The 21,970-nt window shown below is 62.8% G+C and carries 23 protein-coding genes; 6 read left to right on the top strand and 17 right to left on the bottom strand.

Going from position 1 to position 21,970, the window contains the following annotated elements; all coding sequences use genetic code 11:
- Positions 1 to 175 precede the first annotated feature (175 nt).
- The 5 genes from D779_RS02295 to D779_RS02275 form a co-directional block, all read right to left on the bottom strand.
- Entirely contained in the window at positions 176 to 859 is a 684-nt protein-coding gene (locus D779_RS02295) for a flagellar hook assembly protein FlgD (protein WP_043748760.1), read from the bottom strand.
- Between the two features lie 101 nt (positions 860 to 960).
- Positions 961 to 1,380 carry a flagellar basal body rod protein FlgC gene (flgC, locus tag D779_RS02290; RefSeq protein ID WP_043748758.1) on the bottom strand — a complete coding sequence of 140 codons (420 nt, stop codon included), beginning with the start codon at positions 1,378 to 1,380 and terminating at the stop codon, positions 961 to 963.
- A gap of 4 nt (positions 1,381 to 1,384) precedes the next feature.
- Positions 1,385 to 1,789: a flagellar basal body rod protein FlgB gene (gene flgB / locus D779_RS02285; RefSeq protein WP_043748756.1), complete on the bottom strand. Its 405-nt coding sequence runs from the start codon at positions 1,787 to 1,789 to the stop codon at positions 1,385 to 1,387.
- Between the two features lie 119 nt (positions 1,790 to 1,908).
- A complete protein-coding gene (locus tag D779_RS02280) occupies positions 1,909 to 2,721 on the bottom strand; it encodes a CheR family methyltransferase (protein ID WP_043748755.1) in 813 nt (270 codons plus the stop codon).
- Positions 2,722 to 2,892: 171 nt separating this feature from the next.
- Positions 2,893 to 3,816, bottom strand: coding sequence for a chemotaxis protein (locus D779_RS02275; protein ID WP_043748754.1), 924 nt, complete (start codon positions 3,814 to 3,816; stop codon positions 2,893 to 2,895).
- Positions 3,817 to 4,022: 206 nt separating this feature from the next.
- Between D779_RS02275 and flgA the strand changes: the two genes are divergently transcribed.
- From flgA to D779_RS02245, 6 genes are all read left to right on the top strand, one after another.
- The gene (gene flgA, locus D779_RS02270; RefSeq protein ID WP_052347716.1) at positions 4,023 to 4,763 is read left to right on the top strand and encodes a flagellar basal body P-ring formation chaperone FlgA; all 741 of its coding nucleotides are present in this window, start codon (positions 4,023 to 4,025) and stop codon (positions 4,761 to 4,763) included.
- A gap of 104 nt (positions 4,764 to 4,867) precedes the next feature.
- Complete coding sequence (gene flgM / locus D779_RS02265) at positions 4,868 to 5,176, top strand: flagellar biosynthesis anti-sigma factor FlgM (RefSeq protein ID WP_043748752.1); 309 nt, start codon at positions 4,868 to 4,870, stop codon at positions 5,174 to 5,176.
- Between the two features lie 145 nt (positions 5,177 to 5,321).
- Entirely contained in the window at positions 5,322 to 5,798 is a 477-nt protein-coding gene (locus D779_RS02260; RefSeq protein ID WP_043748751.1) for a flagella synthesis protein FlgN, read from the top strand.
- Positions 5,799 to 5,901: 103 nt separating this feature from the next.
- On the top strand, positions 5,902 to 6,540 hold the full coding sequence (locus D779_RS02255) for a flagellar brake protein (protein ID WP_232424040.1): 639 nt from the start codon (positions 5,902 to 5,904) through the stop codon (positions 6,538 to 6,540).
- Positions 6,541 to 6,597: 57 nt separating this feature from the next.
- Positions 6,598 to 8,931, top strand: a complete 2,334-nt coding sequence (locus D779_RS02250) for a flagellar hook-length control protein FliK (RefSeq protein ID WP_043748749.1) — start codon at positions 6,598 to 6,600, stop codon at positions 8,929 to 8,931.
- Positions 8,928 to 9,236 (top strand): EscU/YscU/HrcU family type III secretion system export apparatus switch protein, encoded by a 309-nt coding sequence (locus D779_RS02245; RefSeq protein WP_043748746.1) that lies wholly within the window; start codon positions 8,928 to 8,930, stop codon positions 9,234 to 9,236. The genes D779_RS02250 and D779_RS02245 overlap by 4 nt, the downstream gene beginning before the upstream one ends.
- 17 nt (positions 9,237 to 9,253) lie before the next feature.
- Here the strand turns inward: D779_RS02245 and D779_RS02240 are convergent, their stop codons facing one another.
- From D779_RS02240 to flhA, 12 genes are all read right to left on the bottom strand, one after another.
- Positions 9,254 to 9,718, bottom strand: coding sequence for a DUF2802 domain-containing protein (locus D779_RS02240; RefSeq protein ID WP_052347713.1), 465 nt, complete (start codon positions 9,716 to 9,718; stop codon positions 9,254 to 9,256).
- A gap of 549 nt (positions 9,719 to 10,267) precedes the next feature.
- Complete coding sequence (locus D779_RS02235) at positions 10,268 to 10,750, bottom strand: chemotaxis protein CheW (protein WP_043748744.1); 483 nt, start codon at positions 10,748 to 10,750, stop codon at positions 10,268 to 10,270.
- Between the two features lie 89 nt (positions 10,751 to 10,839).
- Positions 10,840 to 11,757, bottom strand: a complete 918-nt coding sequence (gene motD / locus D779_RS02230; RefSeq protein WP_043748743.1) for a flagellar motor protein MotD — start codon at positions 11,755 to 11,757, stop codon at positions 10,840 to 10,842.
- A gap of 11 nt (positions 11,758 to 11,768) precedes the next feature.
- On the bottom strand, positions 11,769 to 12,512 hold the full coding sequence (locus D779_RS02225; RefSeq protein WP_043748741.1) for a flagellar motor protein: 744 nt from the start codon (positions 12,510 to 12,512) through the stop codon (positions 11,769 to 11,771).
- 1 nt (position 12,513) lies between these two features.
- Positions 12,514 to 13,599, bottom strand: coding sequence for a protein-glutamate methylesterase/protein-glutamine glutaminase (locus D779_RS02220; RefSeq protein ID WP_043748740.1), 1,086 nt, complete (start codon positions 13,597 to 13,599; stop codon positions 12,514 to 12,516).
- Between the two features lie 3 nt (positions 13,600 to 13,602).
- Positions 13,603 to 15,684: a chemotaxis protein CheA gene (locus D779_RS02215; protein ID WP_043748736.1), complete on the bottom strand. Its 2,082-nt coding sequence runs from the start codon at positions 15,682 to 15,684 to the stop codon at positions 13,603 to 13,605.
- Positions 15,685 to 15,710: 26 nt separating this feature from the next.
- On the bottom strand, positions 15,711 to 16,478 hold the full coding sequence (locus D779_RS02210; RefSeq protein WP_043748733.1) for a protein phosphatase CheZ: 768 nt from the start codon (positions 16,476 to 16,478) through the stop codon (positions 15,711 to 15,713).
- Positions 16,479 to 16,630: 152 nt separating this feature from the next.
- Complete coding sequence (gene cheY, locus D779_RS02205; RefSeq protein WP_043748730.1) at positions 16,631 to 17,008, bottom strand: chemotaxis response regulator CheY; 378 nt, start codon at positions 17,006 to 17,008, stop codon at positions 16,631 to 16,633.
- Positions 17,009 to 17,054: 46 nt separating this feature from the next.
- Positions 17,055 to 17,798: an RNA polymerase sigma factor FliA gene (locus tag D779_RS02200; protein WP_052347711.1), complete on the bottom strand. Its 744-nt coding sequence runs from the start codon at positions 17,796 to 17,798 to the stop codon at positions 17,055 to 17,057.
- Positions 17,798 to 18,625, bottom strand: coding sequence for a MinD/ParA family protein (locus D779_RS02195; RefSeq protein ID WP_043748728.1), 828 nt, complete (start codon positions 18,623 to 18,625; stop codon positions 17,798 to 17,800). Before D779_RS02195 ends, D779_RS02200 begins: the two co-directional genes overlap by 1 nt.
- Positions 18,612 to 19,835 (bottom strand): flagellar biosynthesis protein FlhF, encoded by a 1,224-nt coding sequence (gene flhF, locus D779_RS02190; RefSeq protein ID WP_081763276.1) that lies wholly within the window; start codon positions 19,833 to 19,835, stop codon positions 18,612 to 18,614. Before flhF ends, D779_RS02195 begins: the two co-directional genes overlap by 14 nt.
- Before the next feature lie 22 nt (positions 19,836 to 19,857).
- Positions 19,858 to 21,966 carry a flagellar biosynthesis protein FlhA gene (gene flhA, locus D779_RS02185; protein WP_043748722.1) on the bottom strand — a complete coding sequence of 703 codons (2,109 nt, stop codon included), beginning with the start codon at positions 21,964 to 21,966 and terminating at the stop codon, positions 19,858 to 19,860.
- Between the last annotated feature and the right edge of the window lie 4 nt (positions 21,967 to 21,970).

The following is a 21,970-nucleotide window of genomic DNA, read 5'->3' as shown; positions in this document are numbered from 1 at the left end:
TATTCAATGAGCGCCGGTCCGCCATGCGGCTCTCCGGGCTCGACCGATCCGGGCGACACCCCGAATCAAATGGTGTTATGATTTCACGCCATCAGGTCTTGCCACCCGTCATCGAAACACCAGACCGAACACACTCTCACCTCTCATTGAGGCGACAGAAACGCAAGAGACTCGTTCAACCGATACGAAAAACGTCGCTGAACTTGACATTCCCCAGCTCTTTCAGATTCAGAATCAGGCTCCCATCGACGCTATCGGTGAACACACTCTGAACCTCGCCCTGCAAAAGCGGGACATATGCATTGGATGCCCCGTCGACCTGCCCCACTATCTCGAAGCTGTAAGTGCCTTCCGGAGCCAGCTCTCCATCCTCCGTATACCCATCCCAAGCGAAATCCTGCACCCCTGCACTCAAGGTACCGAGATCGAGCGTGCGAACCAGCTGACCGGCGGAGTCCTTGATACTCACAGTGACATCCAAGGCGCTGGAGTCGAGCATGATCGCGCCATTGATGCCCTCGCCCTCCTCCAGATCAGCCGTCTCGGAAGGAATCAAGACATCTCGTCCCACCAAGCTCGCCGCCTGCAGTGCCTGACCTTGAAGAAGGCTTTGCGAAAGCGTTTCGAACGCAGTGGTCAGCTCTTGTATGCCGGTCAGACTCGAAAACTGTGCCATCTGGGCGATGAAGTCCGTGTTCTCCATCGGGCTCATCGGATCCTGATTCGTCATTTGCGTGATCATCAGGTTGAGGAACTCCTCCTGACCGAGCTCTCGATCGCCCGTTTTCGGTTTCGCCGGGGTCGGGTCATACGGCCTCAGGCCCAAGCTGGACAGGTAGTCGTTGGTTACCTCAGTCATGAGAAAAATCTCCTAGAAAACGCGAATACGCTCTTCTCAAGCAGGCGCGCACACCAAAAAAATGCATCGATCGTACCCACAATTCATCGGTGAGCACTCGACTAGCTCTTACCGGTCTGAAGCGTACGCTGGAGGAGTTCGCGCGTGGTGGTCATGACCTCGACATTCGCCTCGTAGCTCCTGGATGCCGACATCATGTTCGCCATCTCCTCGACCACATTCACGGCCGCGTGAAACACGTAGCCCTCCTCGTTCGCCTGAGGATGATTCGGCTCGTAGGAAGGGAATGGCTGGGCTCCAGAATCCAGTATGTCGGAGACACGAACGGGCATGGTCACGTCATCCGGATCTTCTTGATCCATGATCGTCTGGAACAGCACCTGCTTCGAGATGTAGGCATCCTCCGGAGTCGATGCGACGGTATTGGCATTGGCCAGGTTCGAGGCCACGGTATTGAGCCGCACCGACTGAGCGGTCAAGGCCGAGGCGGATGTGTTGAAGACGCTGAATAGATCGCTCATGACATCACTCCTTCCTCAAGGCAGCACGAATGCCGGATACACGACGATCCAGGAATTCGAGTGAACTTTGATACAGCATGGTGTTCTCGGCGAAGGCGGCCCTTTCCAATTGCGGGTCCACGGTATTGCCGTCGAGCGCCGGCTGGGCCGGAATGCGGTACAGCAGATCGGGATGAGTGTCCTCGTCGGGAAAGCTCAGAGCGATATGAGAGGACTGCGTCCGCTGCAGCGGCAAGACGTCGTCCCGGCCCTTGATCGCCGCCAAGGTGGCCCTGAAATCGAAATCCCGAGATTTGTACTCGGGGGTATCGACGTTGGCCAGATTGGAGGCGAGCAACTCGGTGCGTCGGGCCTGGAGCTTGACCGCCGCGGGGAGAATGCCGAAGGCTTTGTCGATGGAGAGGCTCATGGGCATGGAGGTCCGGCTGATAGCGTTATCTGGCTATCTGCAACCAACATGCCATGAGTGAAGATCAATCGCCCCGGAGTTCCTCTCCCTGGATCAAGAGGGGATGGGCGTCGGCGCCTTCAACGGCGGCGCAGCATGGTTCCCTGGGGAGAGCGGACGATCTCGAAGGCGTCCGTATAGGATCCGACGGCCTCGGATGCGCCAACGAAGAGATAACCGCCGGGATCCATCTGACGGGCAATGCCGTCAAAAATCCGGCGCTTCGTCTCGGCGGAGAAATAGATCAGCACGTTGCGACAGAAAACAATGTCGAATTTACCCAGCATCGCATAGGAATCCATGAGGTTGAGCTTCTGGAAACGGACCCGGCGCTGGATCTCCGACTTGATGCGATGGCCGTTCTCGACCGTTTCAAAGAAACGCTGACGGCGCTCCGTACTCAAACCGCGCACGATGCTCAAGCCGTCATAGACGCCGGAACGGGCCTCGCTCAGAACGCTCTCGGACAGATCGGTCGCCAGAATGCTGACGGAGGTGTTCTTGGGGGGGAAGGTGCCCTCCCATTCGGCGACCACCATGGCGATGCTGTAGGGCTCCTGCCCGCTGGAGCAGGCCGCCGACCAAACCTTGATCGGCTTCTGCTTGGCCGCCAGTTCGGGAAGCACGACCTGGCGCAGGATCTCGAAGGGATAGGTGTCGCGAAACCAGGAGGTCTCGTTGGTCGTCATCGCATCGATGACTCGAGATTTGAGCGCGGGATTCTTGGACTGACGCAAGGATTTCAGGAGGATCCCGACATTCTCGAATCCGAATTCGTCCAGAAGACGCGACAGTCGGCTCGAGACGAGATACTGTCGGTTCTCTCCGAGCACCAAACCGCAACACTCCGACAGAAACCGGGCGAACTCGGCATAATCCTGCGCATCAATCACGGCTTAACCTTGCGATAGCTCTTGGACCCATATCCTCGACCTCCGAGTGCGCGCTGGCGACGCCCTCCCCCATTCACGACCCACGCAATCCAGAGGATGCCGAGGCCCCCCGCAGGCTCGCCCGTCATCCCGACGTGTTCTAAATCCAAAGTGAATCCAGTGCACCGTCGATCAAGCGCCATTGACATACCGAAGCACCGTCGCCCCCAACTCGTCCGGATCGAACTTGGCGAGAAAATCGTCGGCCCCGGCCCGCTTGACCATATCGACATTGAACTGGCCGCTCAAAGAGGAATGCAGAATGACGCGAAGATCCTTGAGCTTGCCATTCTCCCGGATCTTACGGGTCAAGGTATAGCCGTCCATGCGCGGCATTTCGATATCGGTGATCACCATCTCGACCGAGGCATCCACCGCATCCTCGGCCGCCAACTCCTCGAGATATTCCAGGGCGGCCCGACCGTCCGAGCGGGTCTCGGTCTTGAAGCCCAGCTCCACGATGGCGCGCTCGATCTGCTTGCGCGCCACGAGCGAATCGTCGACGATGAGGATACGGCGCTCGTGCGAGACCACCTCGGCCTGCTTCTGCACCTCCTCGGAGACATCGGCCTTGAGCTGATTGACCTGGGCGAAGACCCGTTCGACGTCGATGATCTCGACCAGTTTCTGATCCACCTCGGTGACGGCCACCAGATAACTCTCGTGCTCCGTACCATGCGGCGGAGGCTTGACGGTCTCCCAGCTCACGTTGACGATCCGATCGACCGCCGACACCCAGAACCCTTGAACGGAGCGGTTGAATTCGGTCACGATGACCTTGGCATCCTGATCCTCGTCGACGGGCTGAGGGTTGAAACCGATCGCGTGCGCGAGATCGATCACGGAGACCGTTCGACCGCGAATGTTGGCCACGCCGCTGACGATCGGGCTGGAGCCGGGGAGATGCATCAGCTTGGGCTTGGCGATGACCTCGCGGACCTTGAAGACGTTGATGCCGAAGGTCTGCTTGCCCCCCAGGTGGAACAGGAGCAATTCCATGCGGTTCTGCCCCACCAAACGGGTTCGCTGATCGACATCGTCAATAAACTGACTCATCTCGCCGCCTCCTGCTCGAAATCGGCCATGGTTGAATTTGCTCAGGTTGGATTCAAGATCGGAAATCGGGAGGATCCGACTAGTCTAGCAGCATGATAGCCTACCCCTGCGACTTCAACAGACGGACGAGACGCGGATTTGCGCAGTGGTCGGCGTAATTCGTGCACCATCCCCTTCCTCAGGTGTCACCAGCCGAATATCAGCCGATGAGGATCGACACACATCAGCCCCAACGCACTCTCATCCACCGGATCGCTCGCCTCCTGTTCATCGTGATGACGGCACTTCCGCTGAGCGTCGTCGCCGAGAACCAGATCGAGCCGCTGGAGCGCATCATCGAAGCCGCGCACGCCTTCCTGACCCAAACCCTGGCCACGGATCGCGATGCCGACACGCGCATCGAGATCGGGCGTCTGGACAGCCGTCTGCGGCTTCATCGCTGTGCCCATACGCCGACGGCGCAGATGGCGCCGGGCGGACGCACCAGCGGAAGCACGACCGTCAACGTCCGCTGCAGTTCGCCCGTCTCCTGGTCGATCTTCGTTCCCGTGACCATCGAGCGCTATGCCGATGCCGTCGTCGTCGCTCGACCCATTTCCAGCAGACAGACGATCCAGCGGGACGATCTGCGCATCGAGCGCACGGAGATGACCATGCTCGCTGGAGGATATTTCTCCGACCTGGAATCGGTCGTCGGACTGCAGACGCGTCGCTCCTTGACGCCAGGACAGGTCGTGCTTCCCGGACACCTGACGCAACCCCGTTTGGTCGAGCGCGGACAGCTGGTCACGCTCTACGCGACCCGTCCCGGTCTGTCCGTGCACATGAAGGGTATCGCGCTGGAAGACGGCCGGGAAGGAGAACGCATCCGGGTTCGTAACCGTTCGTCGAAACGCATCGTCGAGGGCATCGTCGATGCCAGGGGCGAGGTGCATATCGGAATGTGATCCCCGTCTTGTTTTCTATCGACCGGCGAAGGGATTTGCTCTACAGTTTTTCCAATTGCGGCCGATACCTTAGCCAAGCACCTTATCTAGACGCGGATCGATCTATGGACATCAAGAATCTAGCTGGCAGCGCCAGGTTGCCAGAGGCGACGAGCACGGGAACGGGCGCGCGTGTCGGCAGCAAAGATTCCAAGCATTCCGACGCGATCGGCAACCCCTCTTCCGAATCGCTGACCTTCACCCAGACCACACAGATGCTGAATGCCGCCAAAGAGGACGCCAGCACTGTGCCATATGACAGCGACAGGGTCGAGCGCATCAAGGCCGCGATCGACGAGGGTCGCTACGAGATCGATGACCGGAAGGTCGCCGAAGGCATGCTCGCCTTCGAGGAGAGCCTGGTCACCGGATGACCCTGGCTGGGACTATGGCTCGAGGCGGCATCAGAGGTCGAGTCTCTTCCCTCGGGCTGACGGCCTCATCGGCCGGGGGTCCGCTCGGAGTCAGGGTCTGGCCGCCGTCGAGACAGCGTTCGCATCACCCGAAGGGCAAACCTGAATGGACCAGATCACCGAGTTCTCAGAATCGATCGACCGCTCCCTCCAGTTCATGCAGGACCTGGAGCATTTGATGCTGCTGGAGACCGAGGTTCTGGCCTCGCGGGATATCGGCCGATTGCAGCCGATTCTCACCGAGAAGCAGGCCCTGATCGAGCGGCTCGAGCAGGAAACGGGCAGACAGAAGCAGTGGGTGGAGGGCGCGGGTCACGCCTTCACGCCGGCGGGCATCGCTCGGTTCTTTCGCGAGTTGGATCCGAGCGCTCGGCTCTCGAATCACTGGTCGACACTCAAAGAGGCGATCGAGCGTTGCGACCGACTGAATCACGCCAATGGCCTTTTGATCGAGCGAGGCCGGAAGCGCGTCGCCATGTCGCTTCGTCTGCTGAGCGGCGACGACGGACAGTCGACCACCTACGATCCTCACGGACGCCCGAGCTCCTCGAAGCACCGCAGCCGCACACTCAGCCGTGCCTGACCAGCGGCGAGCCGACCTGCCTCAGGACGCGGCGCCGGAATCCGCGATACTGACCTCTGCGAAGCGCATCGGAGAGGTTCTCGAGGAGATCAACCGCCATCTTGTGCTCGTGAACGTGCGTCTGGATCCCGACGGTCCGCTTTACGATTCCGCGCTGATCCGTCTGGATCAGGCCGAGCGGCTCCTCTATCTCGATGAGTTCAAACCAATGGAGCCAGACGAAGGGATCGATCCCGGACAGGCTCTCGACGTCTTCGCCAGCCTGCGCGGCATCGCGATTCGCTTTACCATGCAGGTGCAAGAGGTGCTGCAGAGCCACTCATCGAGGCTCTATGTCGGTCGCTTCCCCGAGCAGATGGTCTATCTGCAGCGACGCGATATCTTTCGGGTGCACCTCCCCCTCTACGACAAACGCCACCTCAGGCTGCGCAGTCCCCTCACGAGCGACGAGGTCGACGCACGTCTCATCGACATCTCGGTGAAGGGCTTCTGCGTCGAGGCACCGGAGACGGCATTCGACGGCGTTCGGATCGGAATGCGGTTCGGGTATCTCGACATGGATCTCCCCGGTCTGCGCACCAGCCTCGCCGGCACCGGAACCTTGGTCAATCTGCGCCCATCGCCCAGATCCGGCGTCGTCTCGGCCGGTTTCGCCATCGAAGACCTGGATCCGCAGACGGAACGCTCATTGATGCGCGCCGCACTCTATTATCAAAGGGAAGCCAAACGAACCGGAGGCTGAGATCTCGAACCGAGGCGAAGGCCAGCAGCACGCGGCGATCGATATCGAGACCATTCCATGACTCAGCCCATCCAGCCAGCCCTTCCGATCGCGCTCGGCACCGCGAGCCAGACGACGGATGCGTCTCGAACCAGCCGTTCCGAACTGCCGGATGCCATCAGCGTCGGCGCTCGACTCGAGATCCAGCTTGCCCGAGAGCTCTCTTCAGGCATCGCGGACATACGGGTCCGCACGGCGGAAACCCATGGCGACTGGTCCAAGCCGATTCGGGCACGGATCCTCGCCCCCAATCCGTCCGGTCATGGGGCGCCGGATGCCGCCGCTCGAACGGGCCCGAACAGACTGGTGGCCGACGTGGTCAGTGTCACGCCCTCGCTCGTGCTGAAGCTGCAGCCCAACCCGGCCAGCGGGCGGGCAACGATGCTCGAACCGGCCGCCGGCACAGCTCAATGGCGGGACGCGCAACTGCGAAGGCATCTGCCTCAGTCGAAGCCGCTCGCCTCGACACTGGAGACCTGGCTGACCCAGCAGCCGCAGAGTCAGCCTCGAACGCTTGCGCCAGGCCAACAGGTTGCGGCCGGCCCACCGACCGCATCGATGCGGCTTCTCCAACCCATTCTCGAAGTCCTGGCTCGCCCTGCCGACCTGATCGATCCCGATCGGCTGAGCAAGGCATTGACAGGTACCGGAATCTGGCTGGAGGCCACCCTGGCGAGAACGGCATTGGAACCCGGATATGGCGAAAACCTCGGACGGGACCTCAAGGCGCGCCTGCTCCTGGTCGCCGATCATCTACGGCGTTCGAATCTCGCCCCGACCACCTCCGATACGCGAGAGACCCCGAATCGTCCGGTACCCGGAAAGACCCAGCAGGCACCGGAGCTGGCCGGAGCCCGGAACCCGCTCCCTCAGCCCGGGCCGGCCCGCAACGCTGCAGCCAATACCGGACGCGATGTCCCGCCCCAGAACGGCGCCCAGCCTTCGCTTCCCGCCACTCGGCAGACATTCTCGAACCAGATGGGCGGCTTGCCCGATCAGCCAGACCGGCGAGACACCGAGCCAGACCGCCAGATGCCACTCCGACCCGGATCGATCGACACGAAAGGCATCATGCCGGCTGAGAACCGAAGCGACTCCCCCCACCGAGGCCGAGAGACCGCGACGACCCCGCACTTACCCAGCACCGAGGCAGGAGCGACCGCAAAAGCTCAGCGTCCATTCGAAGAGAAGCCACTCGCCATCCTCGTGCGTAGGCTCAGCGGAACGACCGTGCAGGAGAATGGAGCGCCGACCTCGATGCCTCGCGCCCAGAAGACTCCTGCGAACCAGATGGAATGCCTGCCCGATCCGCGAGTCCAGCGAAACACCGACCCAGAGCGCCAGATGCCGCCCGTAACGGGATCGATCGACACGAAACGCGCCTTGGAGGTGCTGACGGAGACCCGAAGCGGCCAAACGCCTCCCAGAGGCCATGAAAACGCCCCGGCCCGGAGCCTGCCCGAAACCGAGAAGGAAGCACCCGCGCAAGCCCGGCGTCCTGTCGAAGACAAACCGCTCGCCCCCCTGCTGCGCGAACCGAGCGGAAGGATCGGGCAAGCGATCGGCCAACAGACCCAAGTTCGGGATCCGTCTGGAGCCGCACATTCCCAACCCGGCCAACCGACAGCCTCGACCGAGCCGGAAATCGGGCGCAAACCGACCCCGGAGCCTCAGATCGCGCTCGAATCCAAAGGCACCCAGGATCGATCACCGAGCAGGGAGGGCGACCCGATCCGCACGGCGACGCCGGGACGCTCAGACATGCTCGGAGCCAATCCGGCTGAGAGCAGTCACAAAGGCATGCCGGCTAACAGGATGGAAACCACCTTGGATCGCCCGCCCGCCGACGCGGGAACGGAGCACGCCAGAACGAGACAGGCATTCGACGAAAATCTGACACGCAGCCTGTCCCGCGATGTGGACGGAATGGTCAAGCAGGTGATCACGCAGCAGCTGCAATCCCTGGATCGAGACCCACAAGAACCGCGTTGGGTACTCGAACTCCCCTTGCGCACGGAAGACAGGGTCATGGCGATCGAGGCGGATATCCGACGCAAGAAGGGTAAGGCCGGGGATCGGGAGCCTGGTTGGGACATGAAGCTTCGGCTCGACCTGCGCAAACTTGGACCCGTCGGCATCCATCTGCATCTGAGATCGGGTCGGCTGAACGCCTCCCTCAGCAGCGAGAGCCTCCAGGGATCGAAGATCCTGCAAAAACACCTCGAACAGTTACGCCGACAGTTGGATGCGAGGGATCTCGATGTCGGAAGCCTGAATGCCAGCTATCGCCCGGAAAGGAACGCGGATCCGCTCCGAGAATCGGAATCGCCTCTGCTCGACGATCACGCATGAACGAGAAACCGAGCCTGTTCACGGCATCCAAGGCGGTCGCACTGCGCTGGGACGGGCAAGGCGCCCCGCAGGTCACGGCCACGGGGATGGGCGCCACGGCCGAACAGATCCTCCAGATCGCCGAGGCCCATGACATCCCGCTCGAATCGGACCCGGCTCTTGCCGAGGCGCTGGCCCAAATCCCGGTCGGCGACGAAATCCCCAAGGAACTCTATGTCGCCGTCGCCGAGGTGCTCGCCTTCATCTTCGCGCTGGAAGGCATCGATCCGCGCCGACCCGGCCTCGAGGACTCGCACCAGGATTGAGCCGACGCCCAAGAGACCTAGCCCCTTCCCGAAACCGTCCGCGCACCTGGCTCGAGAGTCGTTCCAGGCCCATGCAGACTGAACAGCAGATCGGCCTCGGATTCGGTCAGCGAGCACAGCCTCCGGACCTCTTCACGGCCACGACCGCTCTGAATGAGCCGGATCGCCTGCGGATACAGCCCCTCATCCACTTCACGCAGTTGCATCTGGCTCTGCAGATCCGCCAACCGATCGAGCGTCCGCCTGACCGAGGACTGCGCCTGCCCATGGGCGATCACGTCTTCCGAGATGGTCTTCATGGCACCATGCAAGGCGAGAATCGCCGTACTCTGACGCTGCTGATCGCGCTTCAGTTCGAGGAACTCGGACCGCAGCCGCTTCTGGGCCAGATGCATGCGCACGAGGATCACAAGCCCGAGGATCGCGAGCAAGAGGGCCAAGCCGGCCGTCGCGAACGGGAACCAGAACGGAATTTCCATCATGACGGTCCAGCCCCATCCACCGCTCGATCAGGCACAGATTCCCCTGCCGAACGCTCAAGCGAAGTCATCGATGATGCCACGACGGCGACGCTTCCATGGCGTATTCGCCCCTTCACCCGGCTTGGGCGGGTTGTTTCGTACGAGCCGGGGCTGACCACCCATGCTGGAACCCCGCCGCTCGCCCGAGCGACGGTCCGTACCCCGACGATCCAAGGCGCGACGATCCAGGGAGCGACGCTCATCGGACAGACGGTTACCGGTACGTCGGTCGTCCGACCGACGCTCATCTCGGCGTCTTTCGGATCCTCTGCGCTCGCCCGAGCGCCTCTCTCCAGAGCGTCGTTCGACGAACCTGTTCGTGGAACTCAGCCAATAGGTCGATTTGGCGTAGCTTCGGTCCTGTTCGTCGGCCGACGAACGCGAGGGGTTCTGGGCGGAGACCGGCGGCAACGGCTTGATGGGCTCGCTCATGGGATTCTCCTGTGGCCTGATCGTCGATTCGCCGCGAACGCCTCCAGATATGATCCAGGCCGATTCATCAACTCGATCTCAGATATTTCGAATGGTCGCCCATTCGTCGTCGGAGAGCAGCTTGTTCAGATCGATCAGAATGGTGAGACCCTCCTCCGTGCTGGTCACGCCGAGGATGAACCGGCTCGTCTGGTCGTTGCCCACGGCCGGGGCCGGATCCACGGCGTCGGGCGAGATCTGAACCACCTCGGCGACCGAATCGACCAGGATTCCGACGTTCTGGTTGTCCACGTCGATGATGACGATACGCGAGGCGTCATCGGGCTCCCGATCCGGCAGAGCCATGCGACGCCGGGCGTCGATCACCGTCACCACGTCGCCCCGCAGATTGATGATACCCAGGATGTAATCGGGAACGCCGGGCACGGGCGCGATGTCGGTGATCTTCAGCACCTCCTGCACCTGAAGCACGTCGATGGCATAGGTCTCTTCGGCGAGACTGAAGGTCACGAAGGCGGAAGAAGGTCCCTGGTTCTTGGTCTGAGAATCTGATGTAGTCATTGCTTCCTCACGGGTCTAAGCGAAAGCGCTTGATGATCGGGTTTCGTCGGACGACGATACCCCATGCTCCTGGCCCAATATAGTGACGCTCAGCGAAGTTCGCCGATCCCCTCCTCGTAATCGCGCCTGAGCCGTTCGGGCTCGGACGTCCCATCGCGATGCGGGGAAGGTCCAGGCAGCACGATCACCTCGACTCGGCGATTCTGCGATCGACCTTCTTCCGTATCGTTATCGGCCAGGGGCTGATATTCTGCATAGCCGATCGCCACCATCCGCCGGGGATCCACCCCATTCTGAGCGAACAGATTGACGACAGTGGCCGCCCGACCGGAGGAGAGCTCCCAATTCGAAGGATAGATCGAATTGCTGATCGGCCGGTCGTCGGTATGGCCCTCGACATGGATGCGGGCGTCACGCTTCGACAGGATCCGGGCGACGTCCTGAAGCACCGGACGCGCGGCGGGCTCCAGCGTCGCGGATCCGCTGCCGAACAAGAGGTTCGTGTTGATGGTGATCTCGAGCCAGTAGGGCTTGCGCTTGACCTGGATATCGCCTTCCTCGTTGAGCCTGCCCAAGGCATTCTCGATCTCTTCGGACATCTCGGCGATCTCGCGCAGCATCTCCTCGCGCCCTTCTTCGCTGACCCCGTCGAGCACGCCCTCGATGGCCACATCGGTCGGCGATAGCGGCTCCAGCTCGGACCTCTCGCTCTGCCGCGATTCGCCTGCGGTATCCTTGATCTCGAACGGCGCGAGCGAGCGCCGGACATCGTCCGTCAACAGATTCAACTCCAGGCTGGGCTCTCCGATCTGGATCGGATCGACCGGAACCTGGGATCCGAACGCCTCGACCAACGAATTCGACAGGACACGGTACTTGCCCGCATCCACGACCGAAATCGCGTACATGACGACGAAAAAGGCCATGAGCAGGGTGACGAGGTCGCCATAGGGAATCGCCCATGCCTCGTGATTCGCATGCTCCTCGACCTTGCGGCGTCGCGCCATGAGACCAAGCCTCAACCCTGAATGAAACCGCTGAGCTTGTTTTCGATGTTGCGCGGGTTCTCGCCCTCGGCGATCGAGATCAAGCCTTCGAGCAACATGACCTGATAGTTTACACGCGCCTGTACGATTCCCTTGAGCTTATTGGACACGGGCAAGAAGAAGAGATTGGCCATGCCGACCCCATAGATGGTCGCGACGAAGGCCGCCGCGATCCCGTGCCCGAGCTTGCTCGGATCCGCCAGATTCTGCATCACCGCCATCAGTCCCATGACGGCCCCGATGATGCCGAGCGTCGGCGAATAGATCCCCATGCTCTCGTAGACCTTGGCGCCTTGCAGATCGAAAGACTCCCGGTTGTCGAGATCGGACTCGAGTATCTGGCGCAGCGCTTGGGGCTCGACACCATCGACGAGCAGCTGCAGCCCCTTGCGGAGAAAGGGATCGGGTTCCACCTCCGAGGCATTCTCGAGCCCGAGCAGCCCTTCCTTCCTCGAGAGTGCCGACCAGCCCACGATCTTGTCGATCATGTCCTTCGCATCCAGGTTCGGCGGAACGAACACCCAGGGAAAGATGCGCAGGGCATGGATGAACACGGGAACGCGCGCCTGAATGAGCGTGGCCCCGAGGGTTCCGATGACCACGATGAGGAATGCGGCCAGATTCCAGAGCGCACCGAGACTGCTTCCCTTGGCGACGGCCCCCCCCAGGATGGCGACGAGACCCAGGAGGATCCCCACCATGCTGAGGATATCCATGTCAGCAGAAAACCTTTACCAGAGCCGGTCCGAAGTCCTTGAGCGAATAAACCTGATCGGCGAGTCCGGCCTCGATGATGGCGGCGGGCATGCCGAACACCACGGAGGAAGCCGCATCCTGGGCCCAGACGTGCGCCCCCTGCCCCTTCAGCGCGCGTGCGCCCTCGCGGCCGTCCGCCCCCATGCCGGTGAGCACGATGGCCAGCACCTGGGACTTGAGCGCGGTGACCGCCGAGTTGAAGGTGATGTCCACGCTGGGCTTGTAGATGGTGCCGGGCGGACTCTCCTGGATTCGAATCCGGGTCTGGCCGCCGCCCTCCAGGATCATCTGGAGCCCGCCGGGCGCGAGCAGCGCGCAGCCCGGCTTGAGCACATCACCGGATGCGGCCTCCCTGACCTCGATCTGGCACAGACCATTGAGCCGCTCGGCGAACGCGGGGGTGAAGCTTGCGGGCATGTGCTGAACCAGCAGGATCGGCAAGGGAAAGGAGCTGGGAAGTCCTTTGAGCACCTCCTGCAAGGCCACCGGCCCCCCCGTGGAGGTTCCGATGAGCAGCGCGCGCAGCGAATTCAGCGGAATGGCCCCCGCCGCGGGACGCGGCTGGAGCAGGGGTCTCGCAGCCGGAGCGGGTTCAGCGAAGGCCGTCCGATCGCGTGGTTCCGCGTGCTGGTGCGTCCCGGCCCGCATTCGGCTGCGTCCCAAGGCCCGAACCCGGCGCCTGAGCAGGATCTTGGCGGAATCCTCGTCCTTCGCCATCTCGCTGAAGCGCTTGGGCAGAAAGTCCGTCGCACCGGCGTCCAGCGCATCCAAGGTGGCCTTGGCCCCCTCGGTCGTCAGGGTCGAGAACATGAGGATGGGCCGCGGCGACTCGGCCATGATGCGACGCACGGCGGAGATGCCATCCATCACCGGCATCTCGATATCCATGGTCACGACATCCGGGTCGAGTTTCCTGACGACCTCGATGGCCTCCCGGCCGTTCGAGGCGGTGCCGACCACCTCGATACCGATATCGGCGTTGAGAATCTCGACGATGCGCCGCCGAAAGAAACCGGAATCATCGACCACGACGACACGCAATGCCATCGGTCAGTCCTCCGCCTCCGCCATGGCGGGCTCCGCGCGCGCGGCGCGTCCGCCATAGCCGGGACGCCCCATGAGCGCCAGAAGCTCGGGTACATCGATGATCAATGCGATGCCGCCATCGCCGGTGATGGTCGCCCCAGCCAGTCCGGGAACCCCCTGCAGACCGAGACCGAGCGGCTTGATGACCACCTCTTCCTGACCGACGAGACCGTCCACCACCAGGCCGACCTTGCGCTGAGCCACGTGCACCACCACGACATGGGCGTCCGTCCTGGGCTCGATCAGCTTGTAGGGATGCAGCCAGCGCGAGACATAGTAGAGAGGCAAGGCATGGCTGCGCACCATGATCGCCTCCTGGTCGTCGACGAAATGGGTCCGGGTGAGGTCCAGGTCCAGGATCTCGGAAACGGAGGCCAACGGAATCGCGAAGCGCCGGCCGTCGAGGATGACCATGAGCGCGGGAAGGATGGCCAGGGTCAGCGGCAGCTTGACATGGAGTTTGGTGCCTTCGCCCAGCACCGAATCGATCTCGACCGAGCCGTTGAGCTGGGCGATGCGCGTCTTGACCACATCCATGCCGACACCGCGCCCGGAAACGTCCGAAATCTCTTCCTTGGTGGAAAATCCGGCCATGAAGATGAGACTGAAGGATTCGCGATCCGTCATGCGCTCGACCAGGGCGGGGTCCAGCAGCCCCTTCTCCACCGCCTTGGCGCGCAGCTTCTCCGGATCCATGCCGCGCCCGTCGTCCTGGATCAACAGCGAGATGTGATCGCCCTCCTGGGCCGCGCCCAGAACCACGGTCCCCTTGCGCGGCTTGCCGTTGGCCTCGCGCACGTCGGGCATCTCGACGCCATGGTCGACGGCGTTGCGAATGAGGTGGACGAGCGGATCGGCCAACGCCTCGACGAGATTCTTGTCGAGGTCCGTGTCTTCGCCGAAGGTTTCGAGCTCGATCTCCTTGCCCAGGCTGCGGGCCAGATCGCGCACGACGCGCGGGAACCGGCTGAAGACCTTCTTGATCGGCTGCATCCGCGTCTTCATCACCGCGGCCTGCAGGTCGGCGGTCACCAGGGCCAGCGCGCCGATCGCCTTGCCGAGTTCATCGTCCTCGGTTCGGGTCCGCAGCATGCTCATGCGATTGCGGACCAGCACCAGCTCGCCGACCAGATTCATGATTTCGTCGAGCCGCTGGGTGTCGACCCGGACCGAGGTCTCTCCGACTGGGGCACGGGCATTCCTCGCGGCGGCTGCGGAGCTATCCTTGTCCGGCGCGGAAACCCCAGTGGATGGTGAATCGGCCGCGGATGGGGCCTTGGCCGGTGCCGGCGCCGCCCGCGAGTCTCGGGAGGCGGGCGCGGCCGTCTCGGCCTTGGGCGCGGGCGCAGCGGCTGGAGCGACGGACGCGCCACCGCCATGCAGCTGATCGAGAAGCGACTCGAACTCGTCCTCCGTAATGAGATCGGAGGAGGCATCGGAACCCGCCGATTGCGGCGGCGCGGTCTCGGCCTTCGCAGCAGGCGGCGACGCGCTGCCATCGCGCGGCAAGGCATCCAGCAATGCCTCGAATTCGTCCTCGGTGATCTCGTCGGAGTCGTCCGCGGCATCCCGAGGCGCTGGAGCCGGAGCGGACGCCGGCTCGAGTTTGGGTGGTGGCGGCGGAGGAGGAGCGGCCTCAGGAGCGCCAGAAGCCCCATCGGGGGAGGCAAGCCCCGCGAGAGCGGCGACGAGCGGTGGCGGCGCAGGCTCGGGCTCCTTGCCCATCTTGAGATCGCCGAACATGACGTTGAGCACATCCAACACCCGCAGGACCGTGTCCATCAGGAAGGCATCGATCTTGCGCTCGTTGTTGCGCAGCAGATTGAAGACGTCCTCGGCGTGATGGCAGACCTCTACCAGGGCATTGAGATTGAGAAACCCCGCCCCGCCCTTGATGGTATGGAAGCTGCGGAAGACCGCGTTGAGCAGATCCCGATCCTCCGGGTTCTGTTCGAGGTCGATCAACTGCTCGTTGAGCGCCTCCAACAACTCTCCAGCCTCGACCAGGAAATCTTGGAGAATCTCGTCATTCGGATCGATTGCCATGCGTGTTCACCAAAGAGGTCGGCGGGCTAGAAGCCCAGACTGGAAAGCAGTGCGTCAACATCGTCCTGGCCACTGACGACATCATCCGCCGCATCTTGGGTGTTGGGAACGATGGGTCCGTGTCCCTTGGTCTCGGCGGCCTCCTTCTCGCCTTCCGCAGCCATCGGCAGCTGCCGCACAGGCTCCATCCTGGCGCTCGAGAGGCGGATCAGACCGACCAGGTTCTCCTCGACCTCATGCACGAGCCGAATCACGCGCCGAATGATCTGTCCGGTGAGGTCCTGGAAATCCTGCGCCATCATGATCTCGGAGATGAGCGAGCGCAGACGATCGGTTTCGGTACCGGCCAGCGCGAAATGCTCGTCGATATCGCGAGCCAGATCCCTGAATTCGTCGACGGACAGTTCGCGATTGCGGAAACGGCTCCATCGCCCGGTCAATTCGATCGAGCGCGCATGGAGCGTCTCCGCCATCGGCATCGCCTCGTCGATGGCGTTCAGGGTCCGGTGGGTCGCCTGCTCGGTCATGGAAACGACGTAGTTCAGCCGTTCCTTCGCATCCGGTATCTCGTCGCGCGTCAGCTCGACGAGACGCGAGTCTCCCCGAAAGCTGTTCAGAGCCTCGTGCAGATCCCGCGTCAGCTTGCCCAGCTCGTCGAACAGTTCGCGCTCGTAGGGAATCCGCAGCTGCCGAATGACCGCTGTCGCCTGGTCCCCCTCACCCGCCTCCAGATGCGCAACCAGTTGGCGCGCGAGATCCAGCTGCGCCTTGATGCTCGTGTCGTCATTGTCCATCTATCGTTCCCGGGCGAACTCTTTAACTTGAAGTGACCCTTGGCCAATCTTGACCGGAAATGCGGATGTCCCAAGGTCGCACCGATCGTGAACATCCGCAGTCCACGAACCGAGCGGGCGCCACGGAAGAAACCGCGCGGACACCCGCTGGATCACCCCGCCTCGAGACGCTCGAAGATCTTGTCGATCTTCTCCTTGAGCGTCTCGGCCGTGAAGGGCTTGACGATATAGCCGTTGACGCCGGCCTGGGCGGCCTCGACGATCTGATCGCGCTTGGCCTCGGCCGTGACCATGAGCACGGGAAGGGACTTGAGCGCGGGATCCGCCCGCACCTGGCGCAACAGCTCGATACCTTCCATGTTCGGCATGTTCCAGTCGGTCACGAGGAAATCGAAGTTGCCACCCTTCAGCATCGGAAGCGCGGTACTCCCGTCATCCGCCTCGGTGGTGTTATTGAATCCCAGTTCGCGCAGCAGATTCTTGATGATACGTCTCATCGTGGAGAAGTCGTCCACGATGAGGATTTTCATGCCTTTGTCCACACAAAGCTCCCAATGGCATTGGTCGGGTTGATGTTCACGAGCCAGCCTCCTGTATCCATTCCTGCAAACGGACGCGCAGCCGGTGCAGAGCCTGGCTGCGAATCTGGCTCACACGCGATTCGGTGATGCCCATGACGCCACCGATCTCTCGCAAATTCAATTCTTCATCATAATAGAGCGCGAGGACCAGGCGTTCCTTGTCGGGCAATCCCGACAAGGCCTTGGCCAAGGCATCGCGGAACTGGTCCTGCTCCAAATGCTCCAGCGGCGCCGCGCCCCCTCCGGGCAGCATCCGGTCCGGATCGGCATCCTGTCCGAACAGATCCTCCAGCCCCAGAATCTGAGAACTGGCCGAATCCTGCAGCATCATATGATATTCGTCGAGCGAAACCTCCAATGTCTGGGCGATTTCACGGTCGCTCGCCGCGCGTCCCTCCCGACCTTCGATCCGCTGGATCGCCTCCGAGATACGCCGAGTATTGCGGTGCACGGAGCGTGGTGTCCAGTCGGCGCGCCGCAATTCGTCGATCATGGCGCCGCGAATGCGAATCCCCGCATAGGTCGCGAAGGTCGCGCCCTGTCCGGGCTGAAACTGTCTCGCCGCCTCGATCAAGCCTACCATGCCGGACTGGACCAGATCCTCGACCTGAACCGAGGGCGGCAGACGCGCCGCCAGGTGATGGGCGATGCGCCGCACCAGGTCGATATTGGCCGCAACCAGCTGTTCCGACTGATTGACGACATCTGGATATACTGATCGCAAGCGATTGAGGGCCATCAGGCACTTTGCAACATCCGTTCAACGAAAAAGCCGATCCCACCCATATCGGTCTCGGCAACCGTCCAACGATCCATCTGGCGCGCCAGCTCCACGAAGGCGCGTCCCGACGGACTGCCGGGAAACAGACTCACGACGGGCTCCCGCCTCGACACCGCCCGCCGCAAATTGTCGTCCATCGGAATACTGATGGCGGCCTCCAGCATCACATCGGGCAGGTACTGATGACAGACCGCCGTCAGCTTGTGCATCAGCCTGCGTCCGGACTCCGGCGACTGGAGCATGTTGCAGATCACCCGGAAGCGTCTCAAACCGTGCTCCTGATGCAGCACCTTGATCAGCGCATAGGCATCGGTCAAGGAGGCAGGCTCGTCGCACACGACCACGAAGACATGCTGAACGGCACGGCAGAATGTGGTCACCGACTCCTGCACCCCGGCGGCCGTATCCACGATCAGCACGTCGAGCGGCCTCTGATAGCTGCTGAACGCACGAATCAAGCCGGTGTGCTCGGCCGGCGTCAGATTGGCCATGGAGCCGATACCGGAGGCCGAGGGCACCAGCATCAGGCCGTGCGGCCCCTCGACCAGAATCTCCTCGAGGGAATCGGCCCGGCCCGCGACCAGATCGTGCAGCGTCTTCGTCGGCCGCAGCCCTAAGATAAGATCCGCATTGGCTAAACCAAGATCGGCATCGAAAAGCATGACGTGTCGCCCCATCTGGGCCAGACCGACGGCGAGATTGACGGCGACATTGGTCTTCCCGACCCCCCCCTTGCCGCTGGCGATCGCGATGCTCTTGAGCTGCCGAGCTCTAGTAGGCTGCATGAAGGGCCTTCCCGAAAGGCAGGACCGACTCGAGCACCATATCCTCTCGCACGTTCCGAGTCTGTGAGGCAGCCGGCACTCTGTCGACCGAAATGGGATTGAGCAGCATGGCCTCCTGGGGTTGCCGGGGCTGCTGGGGCGGAGCCGAATGGGCGGGCTCCTGCAATGCGAGGCGCGTGAGATACATGGTGTCCGCTTTGTGAAAATCTTCGTCGAGCCGCTGGCCGTCCGAATAGAAGACCAGACCGATATGCTGCTCCAGGAGCACCGACAGGGTTTCGCCCAATTGTTCCGCTTCGTCCACCTTCGTCAAGACCAGGGCGGCCGGATCGCAGACCTGGAAGGACTCCAGAACCTGTCTCAGGACGGCCGACTGATGGGTGGCGGCCACGACCAGCCAGGTCTCCAGATCGACCTCGTTGCGCACCTGGGCGAAGAGTCGCCGCTCCGCCGCATCGCGCGCCGCCTGACCCTGGGTGTCGATCAGGACCAGCTTCCCCTCGCCCGCCCGATCGGTCAAGGCGGTCAGATCCCGCTCGCTTTCGAGCAGCATCACCGGAATGCCGGCCATCTGTCCGAATGCCTGCAATTGCTTATAGGCGCCGATACGCTGTCTGTCGAGCGTCACCAGGGTCACCGAGTCGGGGCCCATCCGGCGAATCTGGCGCAGCGCAAGCCGATTGAGAGTCGTCGTCTTGCCGACCCCCGTCGAACCCACGAGAGCGAGCATACCACCCTGCTCGAGAACGGTGGGATGGCTTGTGGCGATCGAGGCCGATAGACGCGAGCGCAGCCTCGACCAGGCCATGTCCAGAGAACCGTCCTCCTGGACGCCCCCGGCGAGACTGCGGGCGAGCTTCTCCGAGAAGCCGCCCTGCGTCAGACGCTCGATGCACTGAGCCGCCAATGGATGACGCGCAGCCCATTGATCGCGCTCAGACAAGGCACTTTGCTGCATCAACAGGGTGCGCAGATCGCAGATCTCACGCCGCATGGCCGCCAGCTGAGGATCCACGGGGCCGATGTCGACCGCGTCCTGGGCGAATGACGAGACACCGGCAGCGGGCGCGGCGTCGAGCGAGACCACCACCTCGAGCATCCCGTCATCGCCGCGACGGCTCGACAGAATGACCGCATCCGGCCCCTGATGCTCGCGCACCTGACGCATCGCATCGCGCATGTCGCGCGCCCTGTATCGCCGTACACTCATCTCTCTGCTCCTGTTCGTTGGGTCATGCCCGCGCCTGTGCCGGCTCGCTCTTGCCGACGGTGGCCACGACCCGTATCCGCCGGTTGTCGGGAATCTCGGTGAATGCCAGCACGACCAGATTCCGCACCGCCCCCCGTAGCCAGCTGGCGATCCAGGATCGGATCTCCGGGGCCACGACCAGCACGGCCGGCGCCCCCTCCGCCTCCTGGCGCCGAGCCGCATCCATCACCAGTCGCTGAACCCGCTCGGCGAGACCGGGCTCGATGCCGATGGTCTCGCCTTGGCTGCCTTGCAGAGATTTATGCAACAATTGCTCCAACGCGGGGTCGAGCGCGATCAAGGGCAGCTCGTCCTCGGGGCCGACGAGATCCTGAACGATCGAGCGCGACAGGGCGACCCGCACGGCGGCGGTCAAAGTGGCGGGATCCTGGCTCTTCAGCGCGCGCTCCGCCAAAATCTCGGCGATCGTACGCAGATCCCGAATCGCCACCTGCTCGGCCAGGAGGTTCTGCAGGACCTTGAGCACCACGCCCAGGGAGAGCGCCTTGGAGGAAAGCAGATTCTCGACCAGCTTGGGCGAGCGCCGCGCCAGCTGATCGAGCAGATGCTGGACCTCCTCGTGACCGATCAGGCGGTGCGCGTTCTCGCGGAAGACCTGGGACAGATGGGTCGCGATCACGGTGGCCGTATCCACCACCGTGTAGCCGGCGGCCTGGGCCGATTCGCGATCCGACGGATCGATCCAGAGCGCATCCAGATTGAAGGTGGGATCCTTGGTCGGCGTCCCGGGCACCGAGCCGTAGACCTGGCCCGGATTGATCGCCAGCTCCCGGTCCGGGAAGACCTCCGCCTCCGCCGCCGTCACGCCGAGCAGCGAGATCCGGTACTGATTGGGAGACAGCTCCAGATTGTCGCGAATGTGCACCGGCTGGATGAGGAACCCGAACTCCTGGGACAGCTTGCGCCGAATCCCCTTGATGCGCCCCATGAGCTGGCCGTCCTGACTGCGGTCGACCAGTGGAATCAGGCGATAACCCACCTCGAGCGAGACCAGGTCGACCGGCGGAACGTCCTCCCAGGACAGATCGCGATCCTCGGGCGCGGGCAGCTCCATTCCGTCCGGCAGGCGCTCGACCACGTCGGGAGCGGGCGCGACCGGCTTGCGCGCGTTCAGATAGGCGACCCCGCCCAGCATCGAGGCCAGCCCGAGGAAGACCAGATTCGGCATCCCGGGGATCATGCCGAGAATGCCGAGGATCCCCGACGCGACATAGAGGACGCGCGGGTTGGCGAACATCTGACCGAAGACCTGCTCCCCGATGTCCTGCGGGGTCGAGCTGCGGGTCACGATGATGGCGGTCGCGGACGACAGCAGCAGCGCGGGAATCTGGGCGACCAGCCCGTCGCCGATGCTCAGGAGGACGAAATTGTTGGTCGCCTCCTCGAAAGTCAGGCCATGCTGGGTCGTTCCGATGACGATGCCGCCCAGCACGTTGATGAAGAGGATGAGGATGCCGGCCATGGCATCGCCGCGCACGAATTTGCTGGCACCGTCCATGGAACCGTAGAAGTCGGCCTCCTCGGCGACGCCCTCGCGCCGCTTGCGGGCCTCGTCCTGCGAGATGAGCCCGGCGTTCAGATCGGCGTCGATCGCCATCTGCTTGCCAGGCATGGCGTCCAGGGTGAAGCGCGCGCTCACCTCGGAGACGCGTCCGGCCCCCTTGGTGATGACCACGAAATTGATGATGACCAGGATGGTGAAGACCACCACGCCGATGGCGAAATTGCCGCCCAGCACGAATTCGCCGAAGGCCTCGATGACCTTGCCGGCCGCTTCCGTACCCGAGCCGCCGTTGAGAAGAATGACCCGGGTCGAAGCCACGTTGAGCGACAGGCGCAGCAGGGTCGCCAGGAGCAGCACGGTCGGAAAGGCGGCGAAATCGACGGGGCGCGGCGTATAGACGGCCACCATCACCACGATCAGCGACAGCGCGATATTGAAGGTGAACAGCAGATCCAGCAGGAACGGCGGCAGCGGCAGCACCAGCATCGCAAGCAGCGCGATGAGCAGGACGGGCGCACCCAGACCGAGACGCGCAAGCCCTCCGAGCCGTTCGGCAATGGTCGACATCGGA

It is taken from the genome of Imhoffiella purpurea, assembly GCF_000585215.1.
Classification (GTDB): domain Bacteria; phylum Pseudomonadota; class Gammaproteobacteria; order Chromatiales; family Chromatiaceae; genus Imhoffiella; species Imhoffiella purpurea.
Note: the sequence above shows the minus strand (reverse complement) of the source record. Positions and strands in the feature narration are given on the sequence as shown.

Excerpts from the sequence above, each read along its gene's own strand:
- D779_RS02295 (WP_043748760.1), bottom strand. The coding sequence starts at position 859 with ATGACTGAGGTAACCAACGACTACCTGTCCAGCTTGGGCCTGAGGCCG.
- flgC (WP_043748758.1), bottom strand. The coding sequence starts at position 1,380 with ATGAGCGATCTATTCAGCGTCTTCAACACATCCGCCTCGGCCTTGACC.
- flgB (WP_043748756.1), bottom strand. The coding sequence starts at position 1,789 with ATGAGCCTCTCCATCGACAAAGCCTTCGGCATTCTCCCCGCGGCGGTC.
- D779_RS02275 (WP_043748754.1), bottom strand. The coding sequence starts at position 3,816 with ATGAGTCAGTTTATTGACGATGTCGATCAGCGAACCCGTTTGGTGGGG.
- flgA (WP_052347716.1), top strand. The coding sequence starts at position 4,023 with ATGAGGATCGACACACATCAGCCCCAACGCACTCTCATCCACCGGATC.
- flgM (WP_043748752.1), top strand. The coding sequence starts at position 4,868 with ATGGACATCAAGAATCTAGCTGGCAGCGCCAGGTTGCCAGAGGCGACG.
- D779_RS02260 (WP_043748751.1), top strand. The coding sequence starts at position 5,322 with ATGGACCAGATCACCGAGTTCTCAGAATCGATCGACCGCTCCCTCCAG.
- D779_RS02250 (WP_043748749.1), top strand. The coding sequence starts at position 6,598 with ATGACTCAGCCCATCCAGCCAGCCCTTCCGATCGCGCTCGGCACCGCG.
- D779_RS02245 (WP_043748746.1), top strand. The coding sequence starts at position 8,928 with ATGAACGAGAAACCGAGCCTGTTCACGGCATCCAAGGCGGTCGCACTG.
- D779_RS02240 (WP_052347713.1), bottom strand. The coding sequence starts at position 9,718 with ATGATGGAAATTCCGTTCTGGTTCCCGTTCGCGACGGCCGGCTTGGCC.
- D779_RS02235 (WP_043748744.1), bottom strand. The coding sequence starts at position 10,750 with ATGACTACATCAGATTCTCAGACCAAGAACCAGGGACCTTCTTCCGCC.
- motD (WP_043748743.1), bottom strand. The coding sequence starts at position 11,757 with ATGGCGCGACGCCGCAAGGTCGAGGAGCATGCGAATCACGAGGCATGG.
- D779_RS02225 (WP_043748741.1), bottom strand. The coding sequence starts at position 12,512 with ATGGATATCCTCAGCATGGTGGGGATCCTCCTGGGTCTCGTCGCCATC.
- D779_RS02220 (WP_043748740.1), bottom strand. The coding sequence starts at position 13,599 with ATGGCATTGCGTGTCGTCGTGGTCGATGATTCCGGTTTCTTTCGGCGG.
- D779_RS02215 (WP_043748736.1), bottom strand. The coding sequence starts at position 15,684 with ATGGCAATCGATCCGAATGACGAGATTCTCCAAGATTTCCTGGTCGAG.
- D779_RS02210 (WP_043748733.1), bottom strand. The coding sequence starts at position 16,478 with ATGGACAATGACGACACGAGCATCAAGGCGCAGCTGGATCTCGCGCGC.
- cheY (WP_043748730.1), bottom strand. The coding sequence starts at position 17,008 with ATGAAAATCCTCATCGTGGACGACTTCTCCACGATGAGACGTATCATC.
- D779_RS02200 (WP_052347711.1), bottom strand. The coding sequence starts at position 17,798 with ATGGCCCTCAATCGCTTGCGATCAGTATATCCAGATGTCGTCAATCAG.
- D779_RS02195 (WP_043748728.1), bottom strand. The coding sequence starts at position 18,625 with ATGCAGCCTACTAGAGCTCGGCAGCTCAAGAGCATCGCGATCGCCAGC.
- flhF (WP_081763276.1), bottom strand. The coding sequence starts at position 19,835 with ATGAGTGTACGGCGATACAGGGCGCGCGACATGCGCGATGCGATGCGT.
- flhA (WP_043748722.1), bottom strand. The coding sequence starts at position 21,966 with ATGTCGACCATTGCCGAACGGCTCGGAGGGCTTGCGCGTCTCGGTCTG.